The organism is Salinisphaera aquimarina (assembly GCF_042643355.1).
Taxonomy (GTDB): domain Bacteria; phylum Pseudomonadota; class Gammaproteobacteria; order Nevskiales; family Salinisphaeraceae; genus Salinisphaera; species Salinisphaera aquimarina.
In genome coordinates this window covers 186164-209220 of the sequence record NZ_JBHRSS010000009.1, presented here as the reverse complement: position 1 = coordinate 209220, position 23057 = coordinate 186164, and the positions used below count along the sequence as shown (strand labels likewise).

Sequence of the window (23057 nt, the reverse complement as noted above, 5' to 3'; positions counted from 1 at the left end):
TGGCGTTGCCAAGCGAATAGGTAAAGATAATGGCGAAATATACGGGACCGAAGTGCAAGCTTTCGCGCCGAGCAGGGACAGATCTCCTGCTCAAGGGCCGCGGTCGCTCGCTCGAAGGTAAGTGCAAGATTGATACGCCGCCGGGTGCCCAAGGCACGCAGCGTCGTCAGCGTTTGTCGGACTACGCGTTGCAGCTGCGTGAAAAGCAGAAGCTGCGTCATATGTATGGCGTGCTGGAGCGTCAGTTCAGCAACTATTACAAGAAGGCCGCCTCGCACAAGGGCGCTACCGGCGTGTTGCTGCTGCAGCAGCTCGAGTCGCGCCTGGACAACGTGGTCTATCGCATGGGCTTTGCGTCCACGCGCGCCGAAGCGCGGCAGCTCGTGAACCACAAAGCTGTATCGGTGAACGAGTATCCGGTCAACATTCCGTCCTATCAGGTCAAGGCCGGCGACGTCATCGCGATTCGAAACAAGGCCAAGCATCAGCCGCGTATTCTCGAGTCGATGCAGGTCGCGTCGCAGTTGGGTATCAGCGATTGGGTCGAGGTTGACGAGAAGGGCCTGAAGGGCACCTTCAAGTCCGTCCCCGATCGCGATCAGGTCCTGCCTGACATCAACGAGAACCTGGTAGTCGAGCTCTACTCGAAGTAATTGGCGCTGTCTCAGACAGCAAGAGGTATTTGCATTATGCAGTCCAGTGAATTGCTGAAACCGCGCCTGGTCGAAGTCGAACGGCCCAACGAGCGCCGCGCGAAGATCGCGCTTGAGCCGTTGGAGCGTGGCTACGGCCATACGCTCGGGAATGCGATCCGTCGTATTCTTCTGTCCTCGATTCCGGGGGCGGCGATCACGGAAGTCAAGATCGAAGGTGTGCTGCACGAGTACACCACGGTCGAAGGCATGCAGGAAGACGTCATCGACGTTCTGCTCAATCTCAAGAACGTGGCGGTGCGCATGCACTCGCGTGACGAGGCGGAGTTGCACCTGCACAAGAAAGGTGAGGGTCCGGTCACGGCCGGTGATATCCAGACCGAGCATGATGTTGAAATCGTCAACCCGGACCTGGTTATCGCGCATCTGACCAACGGCGAACTGCGGATGAGCATGAAAGTGCGCCGTGGTCGTGGCTATCAGCCGGCGCAGAGCAAGGCCGAGCCGGGTGAAGAGGATACGGGCGCCATCGAAATTGGCGCGCTGCGTCTGGACGCATCGTTCAGCCCGATCCGTCGCGTGAGCTATTCGGTCGAACGTGCTCGCGTAGAGCAGCGCACCGATCTCGACAAGCTGGTGCTCGACATCGAGACCAATGGCAGCGTCGAGCCCGAGGACGCGGTGCGTACCGCTGCGGCGACGTTGTACGAGCAGCTGGCCGTGTTTGTCGACCTCGAGGCGCGTGAAGAATCGAGCCGTACCGGCGACAGCAGCAAGGTCAATCCCGCGCTGCTCAAGCCGATCGAGGATCTCGAGCTGACTGTGCGGTCGACGAACTGCCTGAAAGCCGAAGATATTCACTACGTCGGCGATCTGGTACAGCGTACCGAGACCGAGCTGATGCGTACGCCCAACCTTGGCAAGAAATCGCTGACCGAGATCAGCGAAGTTCTGGCCGAGCACGGACTTCAACTGGGTATGGCGGTCGAAAACTGGCCGCCGGCCGAACTCGAGAAAGCCTAGGCCTTCTCGCAGTCGTAGATTAAGGAAAGTTAGCTATGCGTCATCGCAAGAGCGGTACCAATCTGGGGCGTGAGTCGTCGCACCGCGCCGCCATGATGAAGAACATGTCCTCGTCGCTGTTCAAGCACGAACTCATTCGCACGACCGTGGCCAAGGCCAAGGAACTGCGTCGCGTCGCCGAGCCGTTGATTACGCTGTCGAAGACCGACAGCGTGGCCAACCGCCGAATCGCCTTCGCGCGCCTGCGGGACAAGGAGGCGGTGGGCAAGCTCTTCAACGATCTCGGGCCGCGTTATGCGCAGCGTCCGGGTGGCTATCTGCGGATTCTCAAATGCGGTAACCGTCCTGGCGATAATGCCCCGATGGCATACGTCGAACTGGTTGACCGCGTGATGGCCGACGCCGACGAAGACGAGAAAGTAGAGGCGACCGCTTAAGGGTCGATCTCGCTGTAGCATGGAAAGCCGGCCGGTTGGCCGGCTTTTTTTTATCCAGCGTTTACGCGCGTTGTTGAATCAAGGGGAGTGGAGGATGCGGATACCCGTTTGTTGGGCGGCGGCGATAGTCTGTGCTGCCGGGGTCACGGCGACTACCGCGCTTGCGGATACTGTTTATCTGGACGACGGCAGCCAGGTCAATGGCAAGGTCACGTCAATGTCGTCCGATACATTGGTGCTCGGCACCGCCTTCGCGGGCGATCTCAAGATCGATCGGAGCGCGGTAGCCGGGTTGACCACGGATGACGCGGTGCAGATCACGCTGGCGTCCGGCCAGTCGGGCGCGGGCCGGCTCGAGTACGACGCGTCGCAATCGCGGCAGATGTACGTCGTCGACGGCGAGCGCCGCACGGCGGACGCGGCCGACGCGCCGCTGGCCGGCATCGACTTGATCGCGCCCGATGTGGTGGCCGCGAATCGAAAAGAGGCCGATGATGCCCGAGCCTTGCCGGAGTCGGACATCCTGCCGCCTGAAAATGGCGATTACTGGTCCGGCCGTGTCGAACTGGGTATCAGCGGCAATGCCGGCAATACCGAGACGACTAGCGTGCAGGGTAACGCCTCCGTACTACGCGACACCGGCGACTCGCGCTTGTCGCTGTCCGCGTCGGCCGATCACCAATCCGAGGATGGTGACGACACCGCAGACGAGTATGTCGGCAAGGGGCGGTACGAGTCGGACTTCACCCGAAGGGCGTTCTGGTTCATGCAGCAGGAGCTGGAGAAAGATCGGTTCGAGAATATAGACCTGCGTTCACGTACGCTGGTCGGCCCGGGTTATTTTCTCGCGCGTCGGGATCGTTTGACGTTCAAGGTGCGCAGCGGTGTCGGTTACCAGTACGAGATCTACTCCGACGACGCCGCGAGCGGCGGCGAAATGATCGTCTCGCTGGGCTGGGATTACGCGCAGCTTGTCGGCGACTGGCTCAAGCTCACGCATGAGTTCACCGCTTATCCTGAGGTCACCGACGAACCCGGTCAGAACTACACGCTTGAGTCCGCTCTGGGCGCCGAGATACCGCTGGCCAGCAGTGCTGTCTGGAGTATCCGCGGTGCACTCGAGCACGAATACAACCACAACCCGCAGCCGGGGGTGGACGAGCTGGATACGTCCTACACCATCGGTGTGGTCAGGGACTTCTAGCGGACCGTAGCCTGTCGAGCGCCGCCGGTGTTTGCGCGGCGCTCGACGGTTGTGCGGGTGACGTGCCTCCGCCTCTAGGGTGGCATGGACAAGGCACGACGGCGCAAATGCGGTCAACGCATTCGCGAGCGGGGGCTCGTGTGACGGCTGAAGCCCGCTACGGCTAGCCGCAATCGACCTGGATTAGTTCGGGTGTCGCCGTATCCAGTCTCAGCGCGCTGAGTTGCCCACCCCAGGCGGCGCCGGTATCTATCCCCCAGACCGTGTGGTCGGGCCAGGCGATCTGTTCCAGCGCGGACCAGTGCCCGAAGACGATACGTTCACCGGCACTTTTGCGTCCGGGCATGGCGAACCACGGCGTCAACTCCGCCGGGGCGTCCGCAAGCGTCTTCTTGTAACCCATGTCGAGACTGCCGTCCGCGTGGACGAACCGCTGGCGAGTCAGCGCGTTCGTGATGTATCGCAGTCGCTCCATGCCCCGAAGCGCGGGATCCCACTTGGCGGGGGTGTTGCCCAACAGTTTGGCGAGAAAGGCAGCGTAATCGGGGCCGCGCAAGGCGGCTTCGAGCTCGCCTGCCCGCTCCAATGCCTCGCCGACCGTCCACTCCAGCGGAATGCCGGCATGGACCATGGTCCAGCCAAGGTCGGTATCGCGATGGATCAGGGGGCGATGCCGCAACCAGTCCAGCAATTCGTCGCAATCCGGCGCCCTCAGCAAGTCTTTCAGGGACGCGTTGGCTTCGAGGGGTGCGTCTGTTCGTTGTGCCAGTGCCAGCAGGCTCAGATCATGATTGCCCAGCACTACGACCGCGCGTTCGCCGAGATCCCTGACCCGACGCAAAACGCTCGCGGAATCGGGCCCGCGGTTGACGAGATCGCCGAGGAACCAGAGCCGGGCGGTGGGGTCGCTTGCATCCAGCAATTGCAGAAGCGAGTCGAGGGAATTGGCGGCGCCATGAATATCGCCGATTGAAAATATGCTCATTTAAGAAAGAGTTTCTGGTTTGGATGCCTAATGTATACAGAATACATTATTCCCAGGTGTTTGTTTCTACAAATTATCTAGAAATCGGCCCCCGCCTCGCATCGGTGCGAAAGCGCTAACGGAAGTGACACATGACGCGTACCGTCCGCGTACGGAGGGCTTCAGACGACAAGTCCGCAGCCGATACCGCTAATTAAGTGGCTAACGGTTATTTTTTGGTTTCATACATCGAATTCACTGAGGCCAGGCGGGCTTCCAGTGTTATTTAGAATAATTTGGCTTGGGAGAGAGGAAGATGCTGACATTTATTCGTTATGTGATGTCAAACCCGGCGCATTGCACCCCGGTTGCGTTTCATCGCCAACGTGGCGCTACGCTAATCGAGTATGTGCTCATTGTGGCGGTGATCGCGTTAGCTGTTTTTGCGGCTAGTCAGACAGGGTTAGTGACCGCAATTCAGGGTGTTTTTACAGATGCGCAAAGTTGCATTGGCGGAACGTGTTCCTAGCGGCTGGTGCCAGCGCGGCGCGTCGCTGATTGAGTTCGCATTGGTCCTGCCGGTATTTCTTCTGCTTGCCGTGGGGATTCTGTTTTACAGCATCGCATTTGCCACCCAGCAAGCTGTGACCTACGCGGCGCAACGTGGAGCGGACGCGGCTGTCTCGGTTAGCCCTGACGTGGAAGAGTTCGCCGACAGGGCGCGAGTCGTCGCTGAAGCGCGCATCGCGGAGACACTGCGTTACTTTCCGGGTGTGTCGGAAAGGTCGTTCGCTTTGCAGAAAGCGAACTGTGGTGCCAGCGCAGCCGATGCTAGCGAGGTAGAAGCGTCTCAGTTTTGCGTGAACAGCAGTGATGCGGACTCGAATCGGCGGGTGGTGATTGTACGGCTAGCGCCGAAGTTCCGGTCGCTCTGGCCTGGATTTCCGGAAAGCGGGCTTTTGGGGATTCCGGAGTTCGTTCGGGCCGAGGGGCAGGTGGTGATGGCTGCGTCGCTGACGAAAGGCGTCGGTGATTGACACAGTGAGATCGCAGCGCGGCGCAGCAGTCATCGAGTTCGCTCTGATGCTGCCGTTCTTGCTGGCCATTGCCGTGGGCATTATTTACTACGGCTATGCGTTTGTGCTCAAAAGCGCGGTCGAGAATGCAGCCAGGAATGGGGCCCAGGAAATTGTTGCCGTCAGCCCTCTGACGTCAGGCTATAGCGATGCGTTATTGCGTGCGCGGGCTAGGACGGTGGTGCAGGCCAGTGTTGCTTGGCTGCCGGCTTCGGTTTCAGCCCGTATTGCAGACGATGAGGCCGTCCAGTTGGTACGGGGGGGGCGCTGCGACACGGCTTATGGAGTCAGTGTGAGTTTGGTCCTGACAGGCGGGGATAATCCAGTGCTGCCGCAATTTACTCTCGGCAAGTTCCGTATTCCACCGTTGGCTAGGGGCGGCGTGCAAAGCGAATCACGAATGCAAAGTACGGCGTGCGTAACACTCTGATTTTCAGCGTGCGTTCTATGAAAAATTCGGAGGGGAGATGAGTTCATCCGCGCTGCGAACCTTTGCGTTCGTTCTGATCATTCTGGCCGTGATATTCGGCGTGCTTGCGTATTACATGAATCGCGGCATCGGCACGTCGCCGGATGCGGCTGCCAACGTACCATTGCCGAAAGAAAATACGGTGTTGGCGGTTGTGGCCATAAAGCCGTTGTCCGCGTACGAGGAAATCAAGCGCGAAGATATTTCGCTGGTGCCGATTTCGGTTGAACCCCCGCAGTACTTCACCGACGTGGCCGAGGTTGTGGGCCGCACGCCGGTCCGGGGCGTGGCAACCGGTGCGCCGGTGACCGACGAAGCGTTCGGTAGCAGCGGCGCTTTGGCGCAGGCGATACCGCCGGGCATGCAGGCGATGTCGTTGTCGATATCGGATGTCATTGCCGTGGGCGGCTTCATCCAGCCGGGCGATTTTGTCGACGTGCTGGTCTATCTCCGGTCCTCGGGCGATCAGGTCGAGGAGAGCCAGGCACGAATACTCCTGAAAGACGCGCGTGTGCTCGCGTATCAGGAGAAATTGATCAGTGGCGACGAAGCCAGGGGTGACAGCAACGCCGGCCGACGTGAACGTACGGCGGTATTGGCGATTCCGCCCGATGAGACGACGCGGGTGATGCTCGGTGCCAGCCTGGGCGAGCTTCGGCTGGCACTGCGGGCGCCGGTCGACGATACCGCTCCGGAGTCGCTGGAAGACGATCGCATGATGGCGTCAAACGATGACGCCATGCCCGAGCGTGTGTCGCCCGCGGCGACCGCGGTTGCGATGCCGATGACGGAACCGCGGATGTCGGATACGGAGCAGGCGAAGCAAGCGCTCGCCGAGCAGCGTGTGGTCACGCTCAAGGAACTGGCTCGGGTGGAGAAGGCAGAACAGGTCAAACCCTCGCCGCCCACGCGCCGTCGTACCCGCGTGCCGCGGACAGCAAGCGCGACGATCGAGTTGTATGAGGGATCCAAATCGAGCCGGATCAGCCGGCCATATTGAGTGGGGCGTTGCACATGACGACGTCGAACCAGGCAGGGGCATGACGATGAGGGCTTTGAGGCACAGAATTTTCGCGGGCGTATGGCTGAGTCTGTTGTGCGTGACCTGCGTCTCGGCCCAGATGGCCACAGGCACCATGCGCGAGTCGGAATCGGTGCGCGTGGGCGAAGGCCAGCAGAAACTGGTGCGGTCGCCGGGCCGGATCGAGCGGGTGGCCATCGGCGACCCGGGAAAAGCCAACGTCAACGTGATCGATACACGCGATGTCATGCTTACCGGTATCAAGCGTGGCGACACCAGTCTGATCATCTGGACGCGCGGCGCGGACAAACCGGTACACATACCGATCGTGGTCGGGGCCGAGGATCTGCCGGATCTGGTGCGCGGCGACAAGCGCGCTCAACTCAAGACGCAGGTGCAGACGGATATCCGTATTGCCGAAGTCAGCCGCAGCGCATTGCGCCAGATCGGTTTCAATTTCGTCAGCAACGCGGCCGGCAAATCGGCGGTGGGTATCTCGCCGCCCGGCGCATCTGCCGGTATCGGGGGACTGGGCGACAGCCTGAATCTGCTATCCAGTACCGGTTTTCAGCCGATCGGGGATGCCTTCAACCTCGTGTTCACCGACAGCAACAAGGATACGGCGGGCCTGCTGAGTATTCTCGAGCGGCGGGGCTTGATGCGTACGCTGGCCGAACCCTCGCTGGTCGCGATGAGCGGTCAGACGGCGTCGTTTCTTGCCGGTGGCGAATTTCCCATCCCCGTGACCCAGGGCGGCGGTTCGGGGGTCGGCAACAACGCGGTGACGATCGAGTTCAAGGAGTTCGGTATCCGGTTGTCGCTCACGCCGACCGTCCTGTCGCAGGACCGCATCGTGCTCAAGGTGGCGCCCGAGGTCAGCGAGCTCGATTTCGACGCCGGCGTCACCCTGCAAGGCATCACGGTGCCCGGGGTACGCGTGCGGCGTACCGACACCACGGTGGAACTGGGCGATGGCGAAAGCTTCATCCTGAGCGGCTTGGTCGATCAGAATCTGGCCGCCAACGTGGACAAGGTGCCGTGGCTCGGCGACCTGCCGTTCATCGGCGCCTTCTTTCGCAACACACGCTACAACCGCCAGAATCGCGAGTTGATCATGGTCGTCACGCCGCATCTGGTCTCCCCGCTTGCCCGCGGCACCAAGGTACCGCTGCCAGGTGACGAGTACGATGATTACAATCCGAGCAATTCGGAGTTGTTCTTCCGTGAAACCGGCGATTTCGACCCGCGGCCCGGCCATACCGGGTTCTCCCGCTAGCGCGCTCGATCATGGCTATTCAAGCATTGTTGCTGGCTGATGGATCGGAGGCCCTGGATTGGTTGAAGTCCCGTCTGGGCGAGGGCGTCGTGATCCTTCCGGCGGACGCGACCACGACCGCGGCATGTGTGGCGGAAGTCGAGGCCACGCCCGATCTTGCCCTGGTCTTCGTGGAATTCGACGCCGACAGCGCGCCCATGCGAGCACAGACCGTGGAAGCGCTTGTCGAAGCCTATCCGTCGATGCCGGTGGTCGCACTCGGACGAGAGGATGCAGGCGACATGGTGCTCGCCGCGATGCGCGCGGGTGCCCGTGATTTCTTTGTCTCCGGCCGCGACGACGATCGCATCGGCACCCTGTTGCAGCGCGTCCTCGCGCCCAGAAATCAGCCGAGACCGCGCCAAGATAGCGAGGGCGCATCGGGCCATATCGTAACGGTCTTCAGTTCCGCGCAGTCGCCGCTGCTCGCGTTTCTGGGCGGCCATATCTCTTTCGTGCTGGCATCCCGCGGCACCCGTGCGCAGCGGATACTGCTGCTCGATCTGACGCTGCCGGGCGGCAATGCGGTAATCATGTTCGATGGCGCGCAGGACTACACCGCGGTGGATATTCTCGAGGACGTCGAGCGCTGCGACGAAGCGCTGGTCGACAGTGCCTTCCAGAAGCTGCAGCAGGGGGTCTACTTGCTTGCGCTGCCCGAGAGCTTCAATGGGTCGCAGTTCGACAGCGAATCGCCGCAGCTCGGACGGCTGCTCGAGATATTCCGGCGCATATTCGATCATGTCGTCATCTGTGCCGATCGCGGCCTGCATCTATCCAATCTTGCGACGCTGGTGGGCAGCAGCGATCATGCGCTGCTGATGTCGGATCAATCGGTGCTGCGCAGTCGCCAGAACAAGGTGATGTTGCAGCAGCTACGCGAGATGGACACGCCGCTGGCACGGACAAAACTGGTTATCGTGAATTATCGGTCCGATATCGGCATGGAGGCCCAGCAGCTGGCGGATCTGCTCGACCTGCCGCTTGCGGCGACGATCGGCGGGCGTTCCACCGCACGCATGAAGGCCATGAACGCGGGCGAGTCGATGTTCGAGTACGCCCCCTCCGACGGCTTCACCAAAGGTGTACAGGCGCTTGCATCGCAGGTGCTTGGCGTGCAGCCGCCAGCCAAGCGCCATTCGGGCACTTGGCATCTGTTCGGCTGGGGGCCGCAATAAGTGTCCGCCGACAGCAATTTCCGCCTCAGCGATCGCTACCAGCAGCTCAAGGGCCAGCTGCATCTGCATCTGATCCGTCTGCTGGAAGATCGCGGGATCCTGATCAACGAATGGTCCGATGCCAAGGCGGCCGAATTCATTCGCGGGCAGGTGCGGGCCTATGTGAATGAAAACCGTGTCCCGATCAATCAGGCAGAGACCACCCTGCTTGCCGACGACACGCTCGACGAACTCGTGGGCTTCGGGCCGCTGCAACAGCTCATCGAACAGGACGACGTCGATGACATCGTCGTCAACGGGCCGAACAGTGTGTATACAGAGCGCGGCGGTCGCCTGGTCAGCGAAGCCGTGCGTTTCTCCAGCAACGCTCATATTCTGCGGGTGGCGCAGCGTATTCTTGCGCCGCTCGGGCGCAGGCTCGATGAATCCACGCCAATGGTGGATGCGCGTCTGCCCGATGGCAGTCGCGTCAACGCGATCATTCCGCCGCTTGCCCTGGATGGGCCCTGTCTGTCGATTCGGCGGTTTTCCAAGCAGGCGCTGACCGAAGCCGAACTCATCGACAGCGGCTCGGTGTCCCAGGACGTGCTCGATTTTTTGCGTGCGAGCGTCGAGGCGCGCGAGAACATCATCGTGGTTGGCGGCACCGGCTCGGGCAAGACCACGTTCCTGAACATGATCAGCCAGTGGATAGCCGAGAGCGAGCGGATTCTCACCATCGAGGACGCGGCCGAGTTGCGCCTGCACCACGGGCATGTGGTCCGCCTCGAAACGCGCCCTCCAAACCTCGAAGGTGAGCGCGCGGTAAGCGCCCGTGATCTGGTGCGTAACGCGCTGCGCATGCGCCCGGACCGGATCATCGTCGGCGAAGTACGTGGCGATGAGGTACTGGACATGCTGCAAGCCATGAATACCGGTCACGACGGCTCCATGACCACGCTGCATGCCAACAGCCCGCGCGACGCCATTCACCGCCTGCAGCTGCTCGCAGGGTTTGCGGGTTTTGCCGGCGATGAACGCAATTTTCTGCATCAGGTGGCCTCCGCCATCGATATGATCGTGCACGTGGCGCGGCTCGCTGATGGCCAGCGGCGTCTGCTGTCGGTCCAGCGCGTCGGCGTGATGGGTGATCACACGCTCGAGCTGGTACCCGAGTTCGTGTTCGATGCCGACAGCGGCGAACACCTGCGCTACGGGCGGGCGGCGTGATGTGGATCGGGCTCGTTGTTCTGGCCGTGCTGACGCTGGCGGTGGCGCTGCTGGTTCTCGCCAGTGCGTCGCGCCATGCCCAGAACGAAGCGCTGATCGAGCGGGTGGGCGACCGGCCGGCCCTGGCCAGCGACGAGTTGCATGCGCAGGGGCACGATCCCGGACATATTCGCAATCCGCTGGTGCGCTGGGTCTGTCGGCGGTGCTGGTCCGCCGGTATCGACGCGCGACCGGAGCGCGTCAATCTTTATCTGCTTGCGGGCGTGATCGCCGGGCCGCTGATGATTGTCCTGCTCGGCGGCGTCGGCGTGCTTGTCGTTGCCGTGATGGTGATATTCCCCTCGCTGTTCGTGGCCCAGCGCGGCCGCGCGCGTCGGCGCCGGATCAATGCCCAGCTGCCGAATTTTCTCGGCTATCTGGTGCGCGCGCTGACCGCCGGCAACACCCTCGAGGAGGGTGTGCACAGTGCCGCGCTGGAAAGCGCCGAGCCCATACGCAGCGTCTTTCTGAGCGTGTCGCGACAGGTGCGGCTCGGCGCGAGTATCGAGGACACGTTGACCGAGGCGGCGATGGTGCATGAGCTGCGCGCTCTGCACATCCTGGCCATGAGCGCTCGCGTCAACCGGCGCTACGGCGGCTCCATGCGCCGCGTCATCGCCAGCCTCATCGAAACCATCCGGCAACAGGAAGCCGCGTCACGCGAACTCAAGGCGTTGACCGGCGAAACCCGGTTCTCCGCCTATGTCGTCGCCGCGATCCCGATCGCGATCAGCGCCTTTTTCTACCTGCAGAACCCGCAGTATTACGCCGTGATGCTGCAAAGCAGCGGCGGCCGTATTGCGATCGTGCTGGCGCTGGTGCTGGAAGCGCTGGGGTTGTTCATCATCTGGCGCATGATGTCACGGTTGCAGGAGCCCGACGCATGAACACGACGGCTTTGTTCGTGGCGCTGATGGTCGGGATGGGTGTGGTCGGCCTCGGTCTTTTGCTGCTGACGCTCATCGTCGGCGTGCGCGAGGCACGCGTGCGCCGGCGCTATCACGGCGAACGCGGTCGCGAAGACAACAGCGGCCAGCGCGGTCGAGACGCCTGGGTGGCCGGCATGGCGCAGGGCGGCGAGCGCATCGACCAGCTGCTCAAGGGGGCGGATGAAACCCGGATGCTGCTGGCCCAGGCCGGTTGGCGCGACGCGCGGTCGCGTGCGGTGTTTTACGCGGTGCAGTTAGCGCTGCCCGTGATCGCGGCGATGCTGGGCCTGTTCGTGTTCGGTGGCCTGGGTCTGCTCGAAGGTGCGCTTCGCACGCTGTTGTTCACTGCGGTGGTGGTTATTCTGGCGCTGCTCGCGCCGCGCTACGTGCTGCGTTCGAAAGCGCGCAAGCGACGCGATCGAATCCGGGCGGAAGTGCCGCTGTTCATCAATCTGTTGGTGCTGCTGTTCGAGGCCGGTCTGAATCTGCGCCAGGCGTTGACCAGCCTGGTACGCGACGGGAGCGCGACCATGCCGGTGCTGGTCGAGGAACTCGCCCCGTTGCTGCGCCAGATCGAGGCCGGGGCGGACGCGGATCAGCTGCTCTTCGAGGCGGGCAAGATGCTGGCCATCGACGAACTCGATACGGTGCTGGGAATCCTGCGACAGGTCGAACGTTACGGGGGCGAGATCCGCGAGCCGCTGCTCGAGGCGCTGGAGAATCTTCAGTCCAAGCGCTCGATGGAATTGCGCGAGCAGGTCAACGTGATGTCGGGCAAAATGACCGTCGTGCTCGTGACCTGTTTCTTTCCGCCGCTGCTGATATTCATCGCGGGCCCGGCTTTCATGTCGATTGCGGCGACGCTGGGAAATCTTTGATGGCCAAGCCATGCCGAGCGGGCTCGATCGCTGTCGTACTTGTTTTAATGCTCGCGCTCGGCGGCTGCGTCAGCGATCGCGTATCGCCGCGCCACCTGCCGGGCTCCACGCTGGATCAGGCCCGTGGCCCGGACGAGAACGCCAAGCTGTATACCGATCTTATCCGTCAGCTGATCGATCAGGACAAGCTCTATGCGGCGCTAGCCCATCTGCAGTCGCGCGAGCAGGAATTCGGGGTATCCGATGAGCTGCGTCTGCTGCGCGCCGATATCCTGCGCAAGATGGACGACCGCGACGGCGCCGAGGCGCTGTACCGACGGTTGCTCAAGACATCCTACTCGGCGCAGGCCAATCACGGCCTTGGTCTCATCTATGCGCGCACCGACATAGCCAACGGCGTCGAATATCTGCGGCGCGCGGTCGAACAGAATCCGACCGACGCCCAGATGCGCAACGATCTCGGTTATGCCCTGCTGCGCCAGGGGCAGATGGCGGATGCGCGTCTGCAACTCACCACCGCTTTCCAACTGGATCAGAACAACGAACTGAACCGTAATAATTACATTCTGTTACTGTTGGCCGAAGGCCGGTCGCAGCGTGCAGCGGGCCTTGCCGCGCGCAATCAGATACCGCCCAAGGTGATGGATGATCTGCGTGCCGAGGCTCGACAACTGTCGGCGTCGGCGGATACGGCCCGGACACCGCCGCGTGCGGTCCAGAGGCCGCCCAAGGCGGCGCCTGCGTTGTCGGTGTCCACCCGGAATCGGCGGCCCGCCCCGGTGGTTGGCGGTGGCGGTGGCTGACGCATCGATCCGATGGCTGGTTTGTCAACACGATGGCCGGATCAGGGGGAGTATATGAAAGATCAATGGGTTGCGGTTATGCTGATGGGGGCCTGCGCCGTTGCTGCGGGGAGCGCGCACGCCGGTGATGTCAACGATATCGGGCCAACGGTTGAAAACGCACTGGAAATGCAGAGCAGCGGTGGCCAAGCGGCGCCGACCCGGCCGATGCTCAAGGATGTTGCGGATCGGACCTATGAACGGTATCTCGAAAGCTTTACCTACCCGATTCCGGAGCAGTTCGATCGCGACGCGTCATTCTCGGCGGACGGCAACGGTTAGCAGGTCAGCAGACCGCTGCGCTTTTCGGCCGGCGCAGCATCGCGAGCGTCCGCGCATCAGCGGATGCGGTTGATCATGTCGTCTTCCATCCAGCGCATAATGTCCGTATTGCTGGCGATCGCCTGCGTGCTGTTGATCGGCTGGGCCGGCATACGTGCCAGCGACGCGCTGCTGGCGGCGCGCACCAGCAAGCTGTTCGACGCCGAACGCGCTGTCGTGCAGGCGACCGTGCCGAGCATCAGGCAGGATCGCATACCCAATCGGCTCGTGCGTTCGGTCCGGGGGCTGGTGGCCGATCCGGCACTGGATCTCGAGTTCCTCACGGTGCGCAACGCCAACAACGTCACGCTGGTGTCGCGAGGCCGACTGGGCGAAACTGGCGGCTGGCTGTCGTTCATCAACAGTCGCGCGTTGCGCAGCTGGTTCTATCGGGTGGGGTCGGCCGAGGCCAACCGCCCGATCATGCGTGATGCCCGCAACGTGGGCTTTGCCCATTTCGGCGTAAGCTGGACGAGCATCATGTACCGCGCGGGCATGCCATTGTTCATCTGGGCGACGGCGTTGCTGGCCGGCGTCATCGGCCTTTTCGGCCTCGTTCTTCGCCTGTCGTCCGCCCCGCCCATAGCCGACGCGCGGGAACCCACACGCATGAGCCATGCGCCGCGTGCCGCGCGCGACAAGTCGCAAAGCGCGCGTGTGCCGTTGTCGCGCTTCGCGCGTGGCGGCTCGGCACGAGAGGCCGAGTTCGCACCGATTGCCGATGTGCGATCGCCATCCCGTAGCGCGGATGCGCCGTTGAAGCCGGCCCGGGCACCCGCTGCGTCGCCGCAGGCGTCAGCGGCGCCCCCCGCCGATCTGCCCGCGCCGGAGCCGACCGCGCCGGCGCAGCCGATCGAGCCGTCTGTCGCGCCCCTTCCGCCGGTCGCCGCCGAGCCGGCGGCGAAGCCCACGCCGCCCGTGGTCGAGACGACGCCGGATATCACCGCAGTCGAGAGCGACCCTGTGGAGGCACCGGCAAGTGAAACGCCTGCGGTGGCCTTCGAGGCGCCACGGGTCGATGCCCGACCGAAACTCGGTGACAGCACGCTCGATCTGCGTTTCTACCCGATCTGGCGCGGCGGCAGCGATATGACGCCCGTTCTGGCCGGCGCCTGCGCGGCGTTGGCATGGCGCACCGGCGAGGCTGAACTGGTGGATGCCGACACGCTCACGCGGCTGGCCGAGAAGGACGGCGCGCTACGTGCGTTCACCCAGTGGATCGCGCGCCGTTTTTCCCTGCTCCATGGCAACTGGCGCACGCTGGAGCTCAATACGGTCCCCATCGTGCTGCCGATTCCCAGCGCCATGCTCGCATTCGCCGACGCCGAAGCCGTCTGGCGTGACGCATTACGCCGGACCGATCGGGATCCGAACGATCTGATACTGCGGCTGGACTACCCCGTCGCGGCGGCCGATCAGGCGTCGCTGCCCCTGCGTCGCGCATTGCCGGTGAGCGCCCACGACGACGCGTTGCCGGCCGACTGCGATGTGCTCTGCGTCGACCCGGTGCGGGTCAACGGCGACGCCCGCGACTGGTGCGCACGCTTCGATGCGCTCGATCGCCCGGTACTGTTCGGCCCGGTAGCCGATCCGGCTGCGCATCGCGAGATCCTCGCCCACGAGCGTGTGCTGTGGTTCAGCGAACGCGAAGAGGACGTGCATTCCCCACGCTCGTTCGCCCGCCTGCTTGCCCGCAATACGCCGGCGCCGATCTAGGGCCTGTTGCCATTCCCGCGCCGTCGCGCTGGGCGCAATTCTTGCGAGACAAGGCGCAGCGAGCGACGTGTGGCCGCGCCACTGGCGCGCGGCGAGCTCTCAATCCGGAGCCGGCGCCTCGGCTGCGACCGCGTTGGCCAGCCGTGCGAAATCCGCGGCCGACAGACGCTCGGGTCGCAGGCCGGGATCGATATCACAGGCTTCGATGGTCGCCACCGAAACAAATGCGCTCAGCGCGTTGCGCAGGGTCTTGCGGCGCTGGCTGAAAGCGGCGGTCACGAGCCGATAGAAAAGACGCTGATCGGCGAGTTCGAACAGGGGCGGACGCGGCGTGATCCGGACTACCGCCGACATCACCCGAGGTGGCGGGCTGAAAGCACCGGGGGGGACATCGAACAGATGCTCGGCATGCGCCTGGGCGCCCAGCGTCACGGTCAGCCGGCCATAGTCACGGCCACCCGGTTCGGCGACCATCCGGTCCACGACTTCCTTCTGCAGCATGAAGTGCATGTCCTGGATCGGCGCGGGACTGGCCAGCAGCGCGAACAACAGCGGCGACGAGATGTTGTAGGGCAGGTTGCCGACCAGGCGCAGCGTGCCGTTTCGCTGTTCGGCCAACGCGGCGTAGTCGATTTTCAACGCGTCGCCTTCGATGACATCGAGACGTGGCTCGCGTTCGGCCTGCCGGCGCAGCGCGGCGACCAGGTCGCGGTCGATCTCGATGACACTCAAGCGTGCCACACGCTCCAGCAGCGGGCTGGTGAGCGCGCCCTGACCGGGGCCGATTTCCACCAGTCGATCGTCGCTTCGGGCGTCCAGAGTGGACAGAATACGCTCGATCACGCGTTGATCGTGCAGGAAATGCTGGCCGAAACGTTTACGCGCCATGGTCGACGCCCGTCATCCGGATAGCGGTCGTGATCGCGGCCTGCAGACTGCCGGTATCCACATGATCGCCGCCGGCCAGGTCGAGCGCGGTACCGTGATCGACCGACGTGCGCACGATCGGCAGCCCCAGGCTGATGTTCACGGTGCGGCCGAAGCCCAGATGTTTGATCACCGGCAGGCCCTGATCGTGATACATGGCCACGACCGCATCGGCGCCCTGCAGGCGGTGCGGCGTGAACAGCGTATCCGCCGGCAACGGGCCGATCAGGTCGAGACCGCTGGCGCGCTCGGCCTCGATCACCGGTGTGATGATGTCGATCTCCTCGCGGCCGAGATAGCCGTCTTCGCCCGCATGCGGGTTCAGACCCGCCACCAGCACGCGCGGCCGGGCAATGCCGAACCGATGCTGCAGTTCGCGGGCCGTGACCCGCAGCGTATGACGCAGTAGGTCGCGGGTCAGCGCAGCGGGTACATCGGCCAGCGGGATATGCACGGTGGCCAGGGCGACCCGCAGGGCGCCGTCGTCGGTGGCCAGCATCATCACCGGGGCGTCGCTGGCGCAGCGCTCGGCCAGATATCCGGTGTGTCCCGAGAAGCGGATGCCGGCGTCGTTGATCACGGCCTTGTGCACCGGCCCGGTCACCATCGCGGCGCAGGCGCCGCTGCGGCACAGATCCACGGCCCGGTCGAGGGTCTGCAGCACATAGGGCGCGTTGGCGCTGTCGAGCACGGCGGGCGCGCACGGTGCTGCACAGGTGATCGTATCGATGCTGAGATGGCCGGGCGGCGCGACGCGTGCCTCGGCGTCGTAATCGACCGGCGTCAGGGTCAGGGGCAGCCCCAGTAGCCGCGCGCGCTGCTCGAGCATGGCCGGGTCGGCGACGACGACCAGTTCGCAGCGTTGGGCCGTCTGCGCAATACGCACGGCAAGATCCGGCCCGATGCCGGCCGGTTCGCCGGGAGTCAGCGCAATACGGGGGGTCGGCAACGGGGTTCTAGTGACCTGTAACGTGGATTCGCGAAACAAAGTTCGCGTGATTTCTTGTGTCAGGCAAGGCGCGGCAACGCGTCATGGTTGGTGCCATGGCGAGGCGGCGCAACGCCGCATGGCGCGAAAAAGCGCCGAAATCGTGAAGCGTCTCTGCGTAACAGGTCACTAGCTACCGCTGGTCGGCTGATAGTTGGGCAGGCGGATGTCCACATAGGCTTCATCGCGCAGTTTGCGCAGCCACAGCTCGCCTTCCTCGGACGATTTCTGCTCGCCCAGGGCGCGACGCGCCTGGTTGCGAATCGCTTCGCGGGTCTGGTCCTTCTCGCGGCGGCCCTCGACCTTGAGCAGTTCATAGCCTTCGTTGGTCTGGAAGATCGGACTGATCTCGCCCTTGGACAGCGACGAAATCTGCCGCTGCGTGGCCGGGTCGAAACGCGCCGGCTGTACCCAGCCCAGCTCGCCGCCCTGATTGGCGGTGGCGTTGTCGTCGGAGTACTCGCGCGCCAGTGCTGCGAAGTCGTCGCCCGCATCCAGGCGTTCACGGATCTGGCGCGCCAGGTCGCGGGTGCGCTGGGTGTCACGGATCTCGTTGGGTTTGAGCAGGATATGGCTGGCCTCGACTTCCTCGACCATGACCTTCTGGCCCGAGGCGAGGCCGTCGCCGCCGCGCACATCCTCGAGCTGGATGAGATGAAAGCCGCTGCCGCCGCGAAAGACAGCGCTCACGTCACCCGGCTGCATCGCGGGCACCACCTGGGTGAACATCTCGGGCATGTAGGAACCGTCCAGCCAGCCCAGATCGCCGCCGTCGGGCGCGTTCTGGCCCTGGGACTCGGCTTCGGCGACATCGGCAAAGCTGGCGCCGCCGTCGACGATCTGCCGGCGCAGTGCCTCGATGCGATCACGCGCCGCCTCGACCGAGGCGGTGTCCGCGTCGTCCGGCAACGAGATCAGAATCTGGCGGATATGGTACTGGCGCTCGTCCGAGCTGCGCAGCGACTGGTTTTCGAGATAGCGGTCGACGTCGTCGTTGGTCACGACCACCTTGGACATCACTTCCTCGCGGCGCAGTTTCGACACCAGCAGTTCCTGGCGGACCTGGTCTCGCAACTGTTCCATGCTCATGCCGGCATCCGCGCCCACCGCCTGCGCGAGCTGCTGCATGCTCATGTTGTTCTGCTGCGCGATGCGTCCGATGCCGCCGTCGATTTCCTGGTCGGTGACCTGGATATTGCGTTCCTCGGCGCGCTGTACCTGCAGCTTGGTGATGATCAGCTGGTCGAGAATCTGCGAGCGCAGCACGTTGGGCGGCATCTGATCGACGCGCCGGCCGGCGCGGGCGCGGATGCGGTTGACCGCGGTGTCGAGCTCGCTTTCCAGCACCACGTCCTCACCGACCACGGCGACGATCTTGTCGAGCGTCTTGGGGCCCTGTGGCGCCAGGCTCTGGGTGTTGGAATATAACGAAAAGTCGCTGAGCGACGGGGCGCCGGCGGACGTGCTCTGGGCGCTGACGGCGGTGGCCATCAGGACCAGCGGGAGCGTGCTCGCGGCGAGAAAAGGAGTTAGGAGAGTCTTCATGGGAACCGGATGGTATCAAAGGAGTCGCTCGAGCGACGGCTGGTGTCCTCTGAATCATAGACATCGTTGTCCACGAAGGAGCGCACCGTTTCGCCGAACTGGCCCAGACCGTTGAGTACGAACTGGAACATGATGGCCGAATCGAAGCTGCCGTCATCGTCGGCGACATAATGACGCCATGCCACGCGGCCGGCCCAACAGCACGACGGCCGATATTCGAACCCGGCCAGCGTCTCTACGTTTTGACTGCGCTCGAGCGAATAGTTCCAGCGCCCGAGCACGTCCAGATTGGCGGTGACCGGCGCGCGCACGCCGATGGCGGTCTGCTCGAGGCTTTCGAACTCGCCGGGCACGATATCGATGGTGTTGTCGTTGTTGTTGGCCTGGCGCAACGGACGATAGTCACGATAACGCCGGTAGGCCAGATCGAGCTGATAGCCGGCGTCGGTGGTGTAGCTGGCGGCTGCGATCGCGCGGTTGATGCGGCTGTCGTCGGGGTCGTACTGGACAGTGGTGCGGGCGCGGATATGGCGCGTGGGCCGGATTTCGACCCCGGCCACATAATCCGAGCCGCGCTCGCCGTAGCCGATTTCGCCGCTGGTGGGCACGTTCACGCGCAGATCGCGAAACCCGGTGACGCGGCCGAGATCGAGTTTGGCCACGGTGCGGCCGCTGTCGGGCGAGATGAAGCGCGAGGTCACGCCGACGGTCAGCTGATTGGCATCGCCGATGCGGTCGGAACCGACAAACCGGTTGTCCGCGAACAGGCGGTCGAACTGCAGATCGGCCACGCCGCTGTCGAAGACCGGAATATTCGACTGATCTTCATAGCCGGTATACAGATACTGCAGCCGCGGCTCGAGCGTCTGTACCCAGCCTTCGTTGAAGGTGCGCGCGAAGCGCAGTCCGGTCTCGGCACGAAACTGGGGAATGTCACGGGTGATGACATCGTCCTCGTAGTCGCCGGCGTCGACGTTCGGGGCATCGTCGAAGCCACGCAGGCGATACTGAGTCACCCGATAGTTGGCTTCGCTGTTGGCGTACCAGCCGCCCTGATCCACGCCCCAGAGCAGACGCGGCTGGGCGTCGACACGGTATGCATCGATATCGTCGTCGCGCTTGAAGTTGGAGAACTCGGCGTTGAGCCCGGCCTGGAACGGCGACGACGGCGACAGCATTTCCAGCCGCGCCTGCGGCAGCCGTGTATACGGGTCGTTGGTAAACGCGCGGTTGAAGTTGTTGTCGCTGTTGTTGTCGTCTTTTTCTTCCAGCGTCTGGAAGTCCTGGGCCAGCAGCGTGAAGCGGATGCCGGTGTCGGCCATGGTCAGGCGAATCGCGCGTTCGAGCTGGGAGCCGGAGGTACGCGACAGACCCGAGCTCAGGTCGTCGAAATAGTTGCCGTCGCTGACCCGGGTGTAGTTGGCCTCGATACTGACGTAGGGATTGAAGCGGCCAACGTGCTCGTAATGGAACAGGCTGCGGTCGTCGCCGTACTTGTTGTCGCTGGGCAGGTATTCGCCGTCGAATTCACCGCGGTGATGGGCGTACAGATAGCGCAGCTGCCCGCCCAGTTGCAGGCCGCGATCGGCCAGCAGGCGCGGCACGATGGTGGCATCGTAGTTGGGCGCGATATTGATGTAGTAGGGCACGGCCAGTTCGAAGCCGGAATCGCTGCTTGCCCCGATCGTCGGCGGCAGCACGCCGGTGTGGCGTTTGTCGTCGATCGGAAAATTCAGGTACGGCGAATAGAACACCGGCACGCCGTAGAAACGCATGGTCGAATTGAAGGCTTCGCCGCGGCCTTTCTCGCGATCGAGTTTGATGCGCTTGGCGGACAGCATCCACGCCTTGGTTTCGCCCGCGCAGGTGCTGTAGTTGGCGTCGGTCAACTCGTAGTTGCCGTTGCCCAGCGAAGTCACCGTGCCGGCTTCGCCGCGGCCGCCGTTGGTGATGATCGAATAGGTCGCGCCGTTGAACTGGCCGGTTTCGTCGTCGACCTGTACGTCGCCGTTGTCGGCGGTCAGGAACAGGCCCGGTCGGTAATACTTGAGCCCGTCACGCGCGCGCGCTTCGCCGGTCTTGCGGTCGTAGCGCACGAACGGCGCCTCCAGCGCCTGGCCGTTGCGCTCCAGGCGCACGTTGCCGGTGGCCTCGGCGACTTCGTTCTGCAAGCTGGCCTGATCGGCGACGAGCGTGGATTCGGCGCTGGCCTCGGGCAGCGTCATCGGTGGCGGCGCGACCGGACACCCCATTTCCGCGGCAATGCTAGGCTCTGCCACCAGCATGCCGGTGCAGACCAGCGAGGCGCCTACAATAAAGGGCGTGCTGAAAACACGCTGGCCCGGATACAGGCTGCGACGACGACCGGAATAATCAATCACGTTACGGATCACGGCGGGATATTGGACCAGTTGATACGACGAGACGCGACACGATGCGATCATCGAGGCGCCGCAGTAAGCGGTTGTGTTCGCAAGCGAACCCCCTATCGCGCTCGATTATGCGCACCCCCGCGCGCGCTCGCAATGTGCGGCCGCCCCGCGGCGGTGCATGAACCCACCAGAGGATGGACATGACGTTGCCCGACGATGCGCGCTTCATTGCGCTGCAAGCCTGGGTGCAGGCACAGCTCGAAGGGGCAGCCGACTGGGAGGTGGCCTCGGCGGACGCCAGTTTCCGGCGCTATTTCCGGGTGCTGCGCCCCGAGCAGCAGGCCACGCAGAGCTGGATCGCCATGGATGCGCCACCCGAGCGCGAAAACAACGATGCGTTCGTGGCCATTGCGAAGCAGATGCAGGCGGCCGGCCTGAACGTGCCACGGGTGCTCGCCCATGACGTGGAAAACGGTTTTCTGCTGCTCACCGATCTCGGGTCGCGCACGTTTCTCGACGTGCTCGATACCGATAATGCCGATGCGCTGTTCGGCTCGGCCATCGGCGCCCTGATCGACTGGCAGCAGGCCAGTCGCCCCGGCGTGCTGCCCGACTACGATCGGGCCACGCTCGCCGCCGAGCTGGAACTGTTTCGCGACTGGTATCTGGCGCGGCATCTGGTCTATACGCCGAGCGCGAGCGAGAACGCCGATATCGACGCCGCGTTCGCCTTCATTCTCGACAACGTCTGTGCTCAGCCGCGGGTCTATGTGCATCGCGACTACATGCCGCGCAATCTCATGATCAGCCATCCGCTGCCCGGCGTGCTCGATTTCCAGGACGCGCGCTATGGCCCGGTGACCTACGACGTCGCCAGCCTGTTCCGCGATGCCTTCATCAGCTGGCCGGCGGCGCGGATCGACGGCTGGGTGCGCCACTACTGGGACGCCGCACGTGCCCGCGGCATCTCGGTGGGCGACGACTATGACCACTTCACCCGGGATCTGGCACTGATGGGCGCCCAGCGTCATATCAAGGTGCTGGGGATTTTCGCGCGCATCGCCCATCGCGACGGCAAACCGCGATACCTCACCGATACCCCGCGCTTCATCGACTATCTGTTACCGGTGGTCGAGCGCTTCGATGCCCTCGCGCCGTTGGCTCCGCTGCTCGCCCGGCGCGCGCCATGAAGGCGATGATCCTGGCCGCCGGCCGCGGCGAACGCCTGCGCCCGCTCACCGACCACACCCCGAAGCCGCTCATCGACGTCGGCGGCCAGCCGCTGATCGGGCACCATCTGCAGGCGCTGGCCGAGGCCGGGTTCGAGGAGGTCGTGATCAACGTCGCCTATCTCGGCGAGCAGATCATCGCGGCGCTGGGCGACGGCTCGCGCTGGGGGCTGCGCATTGTCTACAGTCGCGAAACCCCCGGGGCGCTGGATACCGGCGGTGGGGTCTGCAATGCCCTGGCGTTGCTGGGCGAGGCGCCGTTTGCGCTGATCAGCGCCGACGTGTTCACCGATTTCGACTATGCACAGCTTCGCGATGTGCCGGCCACGGCGCGCGTGCACACGGTGCTGGTCGACAACCCCGAGCACCACGCGGCCGGCGATTTCGGACTGAGCGATGGCCGTCTGGTCGACGCCGAGCCGCGGCTGACCTATGCCGGAGTGGGGGTGTACACGCCGGCGTCGTTCGCGGGGCGCGGCGTGCAACGTTTCCCACTGGTTGCGGTCATACGCGAAGCATTGGCGGCCGGGCTCGCGAGCGGTGAATATCACGCCGGCGGCTGGATCGATGTCGGTCGGCCGAGCGCGCTCGAGGCGGCGCGGGCGTGGGCGATGCGGGCCTGATTTTCGGCGCGAGGCCCCTGCGCTGTTAGAATCCGGCCTCCCGGGCCGTCGTCAGGCCCGGTGGCGGCGTCGAAAGCGCCGGTGTTTCGATTTCTTGAA

Annotated in this window: 23 protein-coding genes; 18 read left to right on the top strand and 5 right to left on the bottom strand. The window is 63.8% G+C overall.

The window, feature by feature from the left end:
* Positions 1-29: 29 nt before the first annotated feature.
* The 4 genes from rpsD (at position 30) to ACFOSU_RS19230 (ending at position 3317) form a co-directional block, all read left to right on the top strand.
* Positions 30-653, top strand: a complete 624-nt coding sequence (rpsD, locus tag ACFOSU_RS19245) for a 30S ribosomal protein S4 (protein ID WP_380691572.1) — start codon at positions 30-32, stop codon at positions 651-653.
* Positions 654-689: 36 nt separating this feature from the next.
* Positions 690-1676, top strand: a complete 987-nt coding sequence (locus ACFOSU_RS19240) for a DNA-directed RNA polymerase subunit alpha (protein WP_380691570.1) — start codon at positions 690-692, stop codon at positions 1674-1676.
* Positions 1677-1711: 35 nt separating this feature from the next.
* Complete coding sequence (gene rplQ / locus ACFOSU_RS19235; protein ID WP_380691568.1) at positions 1712-2113, top strand: 50S ribosomal protein L17; 402 nt, start codon at positions 1712-1714, stop codon at positions 2111-2113.
* A 94-nt stretch (positions 2114-2207) separates the two neighbouring features.
* The gene (locus ACFOSU_RS19230; protein ID WP_380691566.1) at positions 2208-3317 is read left to right on the top strand and encodes a DUF481 domain-containing protein; all 1110 of its coding nucleotides are present in this window, start codon (positions 2208-2210) and stop codon (positions 3315-3317) included.
* A 163-nt stretch (positions 3318-3480) separates the two neighbouring features.
* Here the strand turns inward: ACFOSU_RS19230 and ACFOSU_RS19225 are convergent, their stop codons facing one another.
* Positions 3481-4302: a symmetrical bis(5'-nucleosyl)-tetraphosphatase gene (locus tag ACFOSU_RS19225; protein WP_380691565.1), complete on the bottom strand. Its 822-nt coding sequence runs from the start codon at positions 4300-4302 to the stop codon at positions 3481-3483.
* A 295-nt stretch (positions 4303-4597) separates the two neighbouring features.
* On the opposite strand from ACFOSU_RS19225, the gene ACFOSU_RS19220 reads away from it, so the two are divergent.
* From ACFOSU_RS19220 to ACFOSU_RS19165, 12 genes are all read left to right on the top strand, one after another.
* Positions 4598-4810, top strand: a complete 213-nt coding sequence (locus ACFOSU_RS19220) for a Flp family type IVb pilin (protein ID WP_380691564.1) — start codon at positions 4598-4600, stop codon at positions 4808-4810.
* Positions 4776-5318, top strand: a complete 543-nt coding sequence (locus tag ACFOSU_RS19215; RefSeq protein WP_380691563.1) for a TadE/TadG family type IV pilus assembly protein — start codon at positions 4776-4778, stop codon at positions 5316-5318. Before ACFOSU_RS19220 ends, ACFOSU_RS19215 begins: the two co-directional genes overlap by 35 nt.
* Positions 5311-5787, top strand: a complete 477-nt coding sequence (locus ACFOSU_RS19210; RefSeq protein WP_380691562.1) for a TadE/TadG family type IV pilus assembly protein — start codon at positions 5311-5313, stop codon at positions 5785-5787. Before ACFOSU_RS19215 ends, ACFOSU_RS19210 begins: the two co-directional genes overlap by 8 nt.
* Before the next feature lie 37 nt (positions 5788-5824).
* Positions 5825-6826: a Flp pilus assembly protein CpaB gene (gene cpaB, locus ACFOSU_RS19205; RefSeq protein WP_380691561.1), complete on the top strand. Its 1002-nt coding sequence runs from the start codon at positions 5825-5827 to the stop codon at positions 6824-6826.
* A 55-nt stretch (positions 6827-6881) separates the two neighbouring features.
* Entirely contained in the window at positions 6882-8123 is a 1242-nt protein-coding gene (locus ACFOSU_RS19200) for a type II and III secretion system protein family protein (protein WP_380691559.1), read from the top strand.
* 11 nt (positions 8124-8134) lie between these two features.
* Positions 8135-9340, top strand: a complete 1206-nt coding sequence (locus ACFOSU_RS19195) for an AAA family ATPase (protein ID WP_380691558.1) — start codon at positions 8135-8137, stop codon at positions 9338-9340.
* Complete coding sequence (locus tag ACFOSU_RS19190) at positions 9341-10549, top strand: CpaF family protein (RefSeq protein WP_380691557.1); 1209 nt, start codon at positions 9341-9343, stop codon at positions 10547-10549.
* Complete coding sequence (locus ACFOSU_RS19185; RefSeq protein WP_380691609.1) at positions 10549-11475, top strand: type II secretion system F family protein; 927 nt, start codon at positions 10549-10551, stop codon at positions 11473-11475. Before ACFOSU_RS19190 ends, ACFOSU_RS19185 begins: the two co-directional genes overlap by 1 nt.
* Complete coding sequence (locus ACFOSU_RS19180) at positions 11472-12395, top strand: type II secretion system F family protein (RefSeq protein WP_380691556.1); 924 nt, start codon at positions 11472-11474, stop codon at positions 12393-12395. Before ACFOSU_RS19185 ends, ACFOSU_RS19180 begins: the two co-directional genes overlap by 4 nt.
* Positions 12395-13198: a tetratricopeptide repeat protein gene (locus ACFOSU_RS19175; RefSeq protein ID WP_380691555.1), complete on the top strand. Its 804-nt coding sequence runs from the start codon at positions 12395-12397 to the stop codon at positions 13196-13198. Before ACFOSU_RS19180 ends, ACFOSU_RS19175 begins: the two co-directional genes overlap by 1 nt.
* A 54-nt stretch (positions 13199-13252) precedes the next feature.
* Positions 13253-13519, top strand: a complete 267-nt coding sequence (locus ACFOSU_RS19170; RefSeq protein ID WP_380691553.1) for a DUF3613 domain-containing protein — start codon at positions 13253-13255, stop codon at positions 13517-13519.
* Positions 13520-13594: 75 nt separating this feature from the next.
* Positions 13595-15274, top strand: coding sequence for a hypothetical protein (locus ACFOSU_RS19165; RefSeq protein ID WP_380691552.1), 1680 nt, complete (start codon positions 13595-13597; stop codon positions 15272-15274).
* A gap of 99 nt (positions 15275-15373) precedes the next feature.
* Here ACFOSU_RS19165 and rsmA read toward each other — a convergent pair whose 3' ends face one another.
* From rsmA to ACFOSU_RS19145, 4 genes are all read right to left on the bottom strand, one after another.
* Positions 15374-16162 (bottom strand): 16S rRNA (adenine(1518)-N(6)/adenine(1519)-N(6))-dimethyltransferase RsmA, encoded by a 789-nt coding sequence (gene rsmA / locus ACFOSU_RS19160; RefSeq protein ID WP_380691551.1) that lies wholly within the window; start codon positions 16160-16162, stop codon positions 15374-15376.
* Complete coding sequence (gene pdxA / locus ACFOSU_RS19155; protein WP_380691549.1) at positions 16152-17150, bottom strand: 4-hydroxythreonine-4-phosphate dehydrogenase PdxA; 999 nt, start codon at positions 17148-17150, stop codon at positions 16152-16154. Before pdxA ends, rsmA begins: the two co-directional genes overlap by 11 nt.
* A 168-nt stretch (positions 17151-17318) precedes the next feature.
* Positions 17319-18734, bottom strand: coding sequence for a peptidylprolyl isomerase (locus ACFOSU_RS19150; RefSeq protein ID WP_380691547.1), 1416 nt, complete (start codon positions 18732-18734; stop codon positions 17319-17321).
* Positions 18731-21115 carry an LPS-assembly protein LptD gene (locus ACFOSU_RS19145; RefSeq protein WP_380691546.1) on the bottom strand — a complete coding sequence of 795 codons (2385 nt, stop codon included), beginning with the start codon at positions 21113-21115 and terminating at the stop codon, positions 18731-18733. The genes ACFOSU_RS19150 and ACFOSU_RS19145 overlap by 4 nt, the downstream gene beginning before the upstream one ends.
* 191 nt (positions 21116-21306) lie before the next feature.
* Between ACFOSU_RS19145 and ACFOSU_RS19140 the strand changes: the two genes are divergently transcribed.
* Complete coding sequence (locus ACFOSU_RS19140; protein ID WP_380691544.1) at positions 21307-22296, top strand: aminoglycoside phosphotransferase family protein; 990 nt, start codon at positions 21307-21309, stop codon at positions 22294-22296.
* A complete protein-coding gene (gene murU, locus ACFOSU_RS19135) occupies positions 22293-22958 on the top strand; it encodes an N-acetylmuramate alpha-1-phosphate uridylyltransferase MurU (protein ID WP_380691543.1) in 666 nt (221 codons plus the stop codon). The genes ACFOSU_RS19140 and murU overlap by 4 nt, the downstream gene beginning before the upstream one ends.
* Positions 22959-23057: the final 99 nt, after the last annotated feature.

Bases quoted from the DNA above. Each gene is read 5' to 3' on its own strand.
- rpsD (WP_380691572.1), top strand. From the start codon at position 30: ATGGCGAAATATACGGGACCGAAGTGCAAGCTTTCGCGCCGAGCAGGG.
- ACFOSU_RS19240 (WP_380691570.1), top strand. From the start codon at position 690: ATGCAGTCCAGTGAATTGCTGAAACCGCGCCTGGTCGAAGTCGAACGG.
- rplQ (WP_380691568.1), top strand. From the start codon at position 1,712: ATGCGTCATCGCAAGAGCGGTACCAATCTGGGGCGTGAGTCGTCGCAC.
- ACFOSU_RS19230 (WP_380691566.1), top strand. From the start codon at position 2,208: ATGCGGATACCCGTTTGTTGGGCGGCGGCGATAGTCTGTGCTGCCGGG.
- ACFOSU_RS19225 (WP_380691565.1), bottom strand. From the start codon at position 4,302: ATGAGCATATTTTCAATCGGCGATATTCATGGCGCCGCCAATTCCCTC.
- ACFOSU_RS19220 (WP_380691564.1), top strand. From the start codon at position 4,598: ATGCTGACATTTATTCGTTATGTGATGTCAAACCCGGCGCATTGCACC.
- ACFOSU_RS19215 (WP_380691563.1), top strand. From the start codon at position 4,776: ATGCGCAAAGTTGCATTGGCGGAACGTGTTCCTAGCGGCTGGTGCCAG.
- cpaB (WP_380691561.1), top strand. From the start codon at position 5,825: ATGAGTTCATCCGCGCTGCGAACCTTTGCGTTCGTTCTGATCATTCTG.
- ACFOSU_RS19195 (WP_380691558.1), top strand. From the start codon at position 8,135: ATGGCTATTCAAGCATTGTTGCTGGCTGATGGATCGGAGGCCCTGGAT.
- ACFOSU_RS19185 (WP_380691609.1), top strand. From the start codon at position 10,549: ATGTGGATCGGGCTCGTTGTTCTGGCCGTGCTGACGCTGGCGGTGGCG.
- ACFOSU_RS19180 (WP_380691556.1), top strand. From the start codon at position 11,472: ATGAACACGACGGCTTTGTTCGTGGCGCTGATGGTCGGGATGGGTGTG.
- ACFOSU_RS19175 (WP_380691555.1), top strand. From the start codon at position 12,395: ATGGCCAAGCCATGCCGAGCGGGCTCGATCGCTGTCGTACTTGTTTTA.
- ACFOSU_RS19170 (WP_380691553.1), top strand. From the start codon at position 13,253: ATGAAAGATCAATGGGTTGCGGTTATGCTGATGGGGGCCTGCGCCGTT.
- ACFOSU_RS19165 (WP_380691552.1), top strand. From the start codon at position 13,595: ATGTCGTCTTCCATCCAGCGCATAATGTCCGTATTGCTGGCGATCGCC.
- rsmA (WP_380691551.1), bottom strand. From the start codon at position 16,162: ATGGCGCGTAAACGTTTCGGCCAGCATTTCCTGCACGATCAACGCGTG.
- ACFOSU_RS19150 (WP_380691547.1), bottom strand. From the start codon at position 18,734: ATGAAGACTCTCCTAACTCCTTTTCTCGCCGCGAGCACGCTCCCGCTG.
- ACFOSU_RS19140 (WP_380691544.1), top strand. From the start codon at position 21,307: ATGACGTTGCCCGACGATGCGCGCTTCATTGCGCTGCAAGCCTGGGTG.
- murU (WP_380691543.1), top strand. From the start codon at position 22,293: ATGAAGGCGATGATCCTGGCCGCCGGCCGCGGCGAACGCCTGCGCCCG.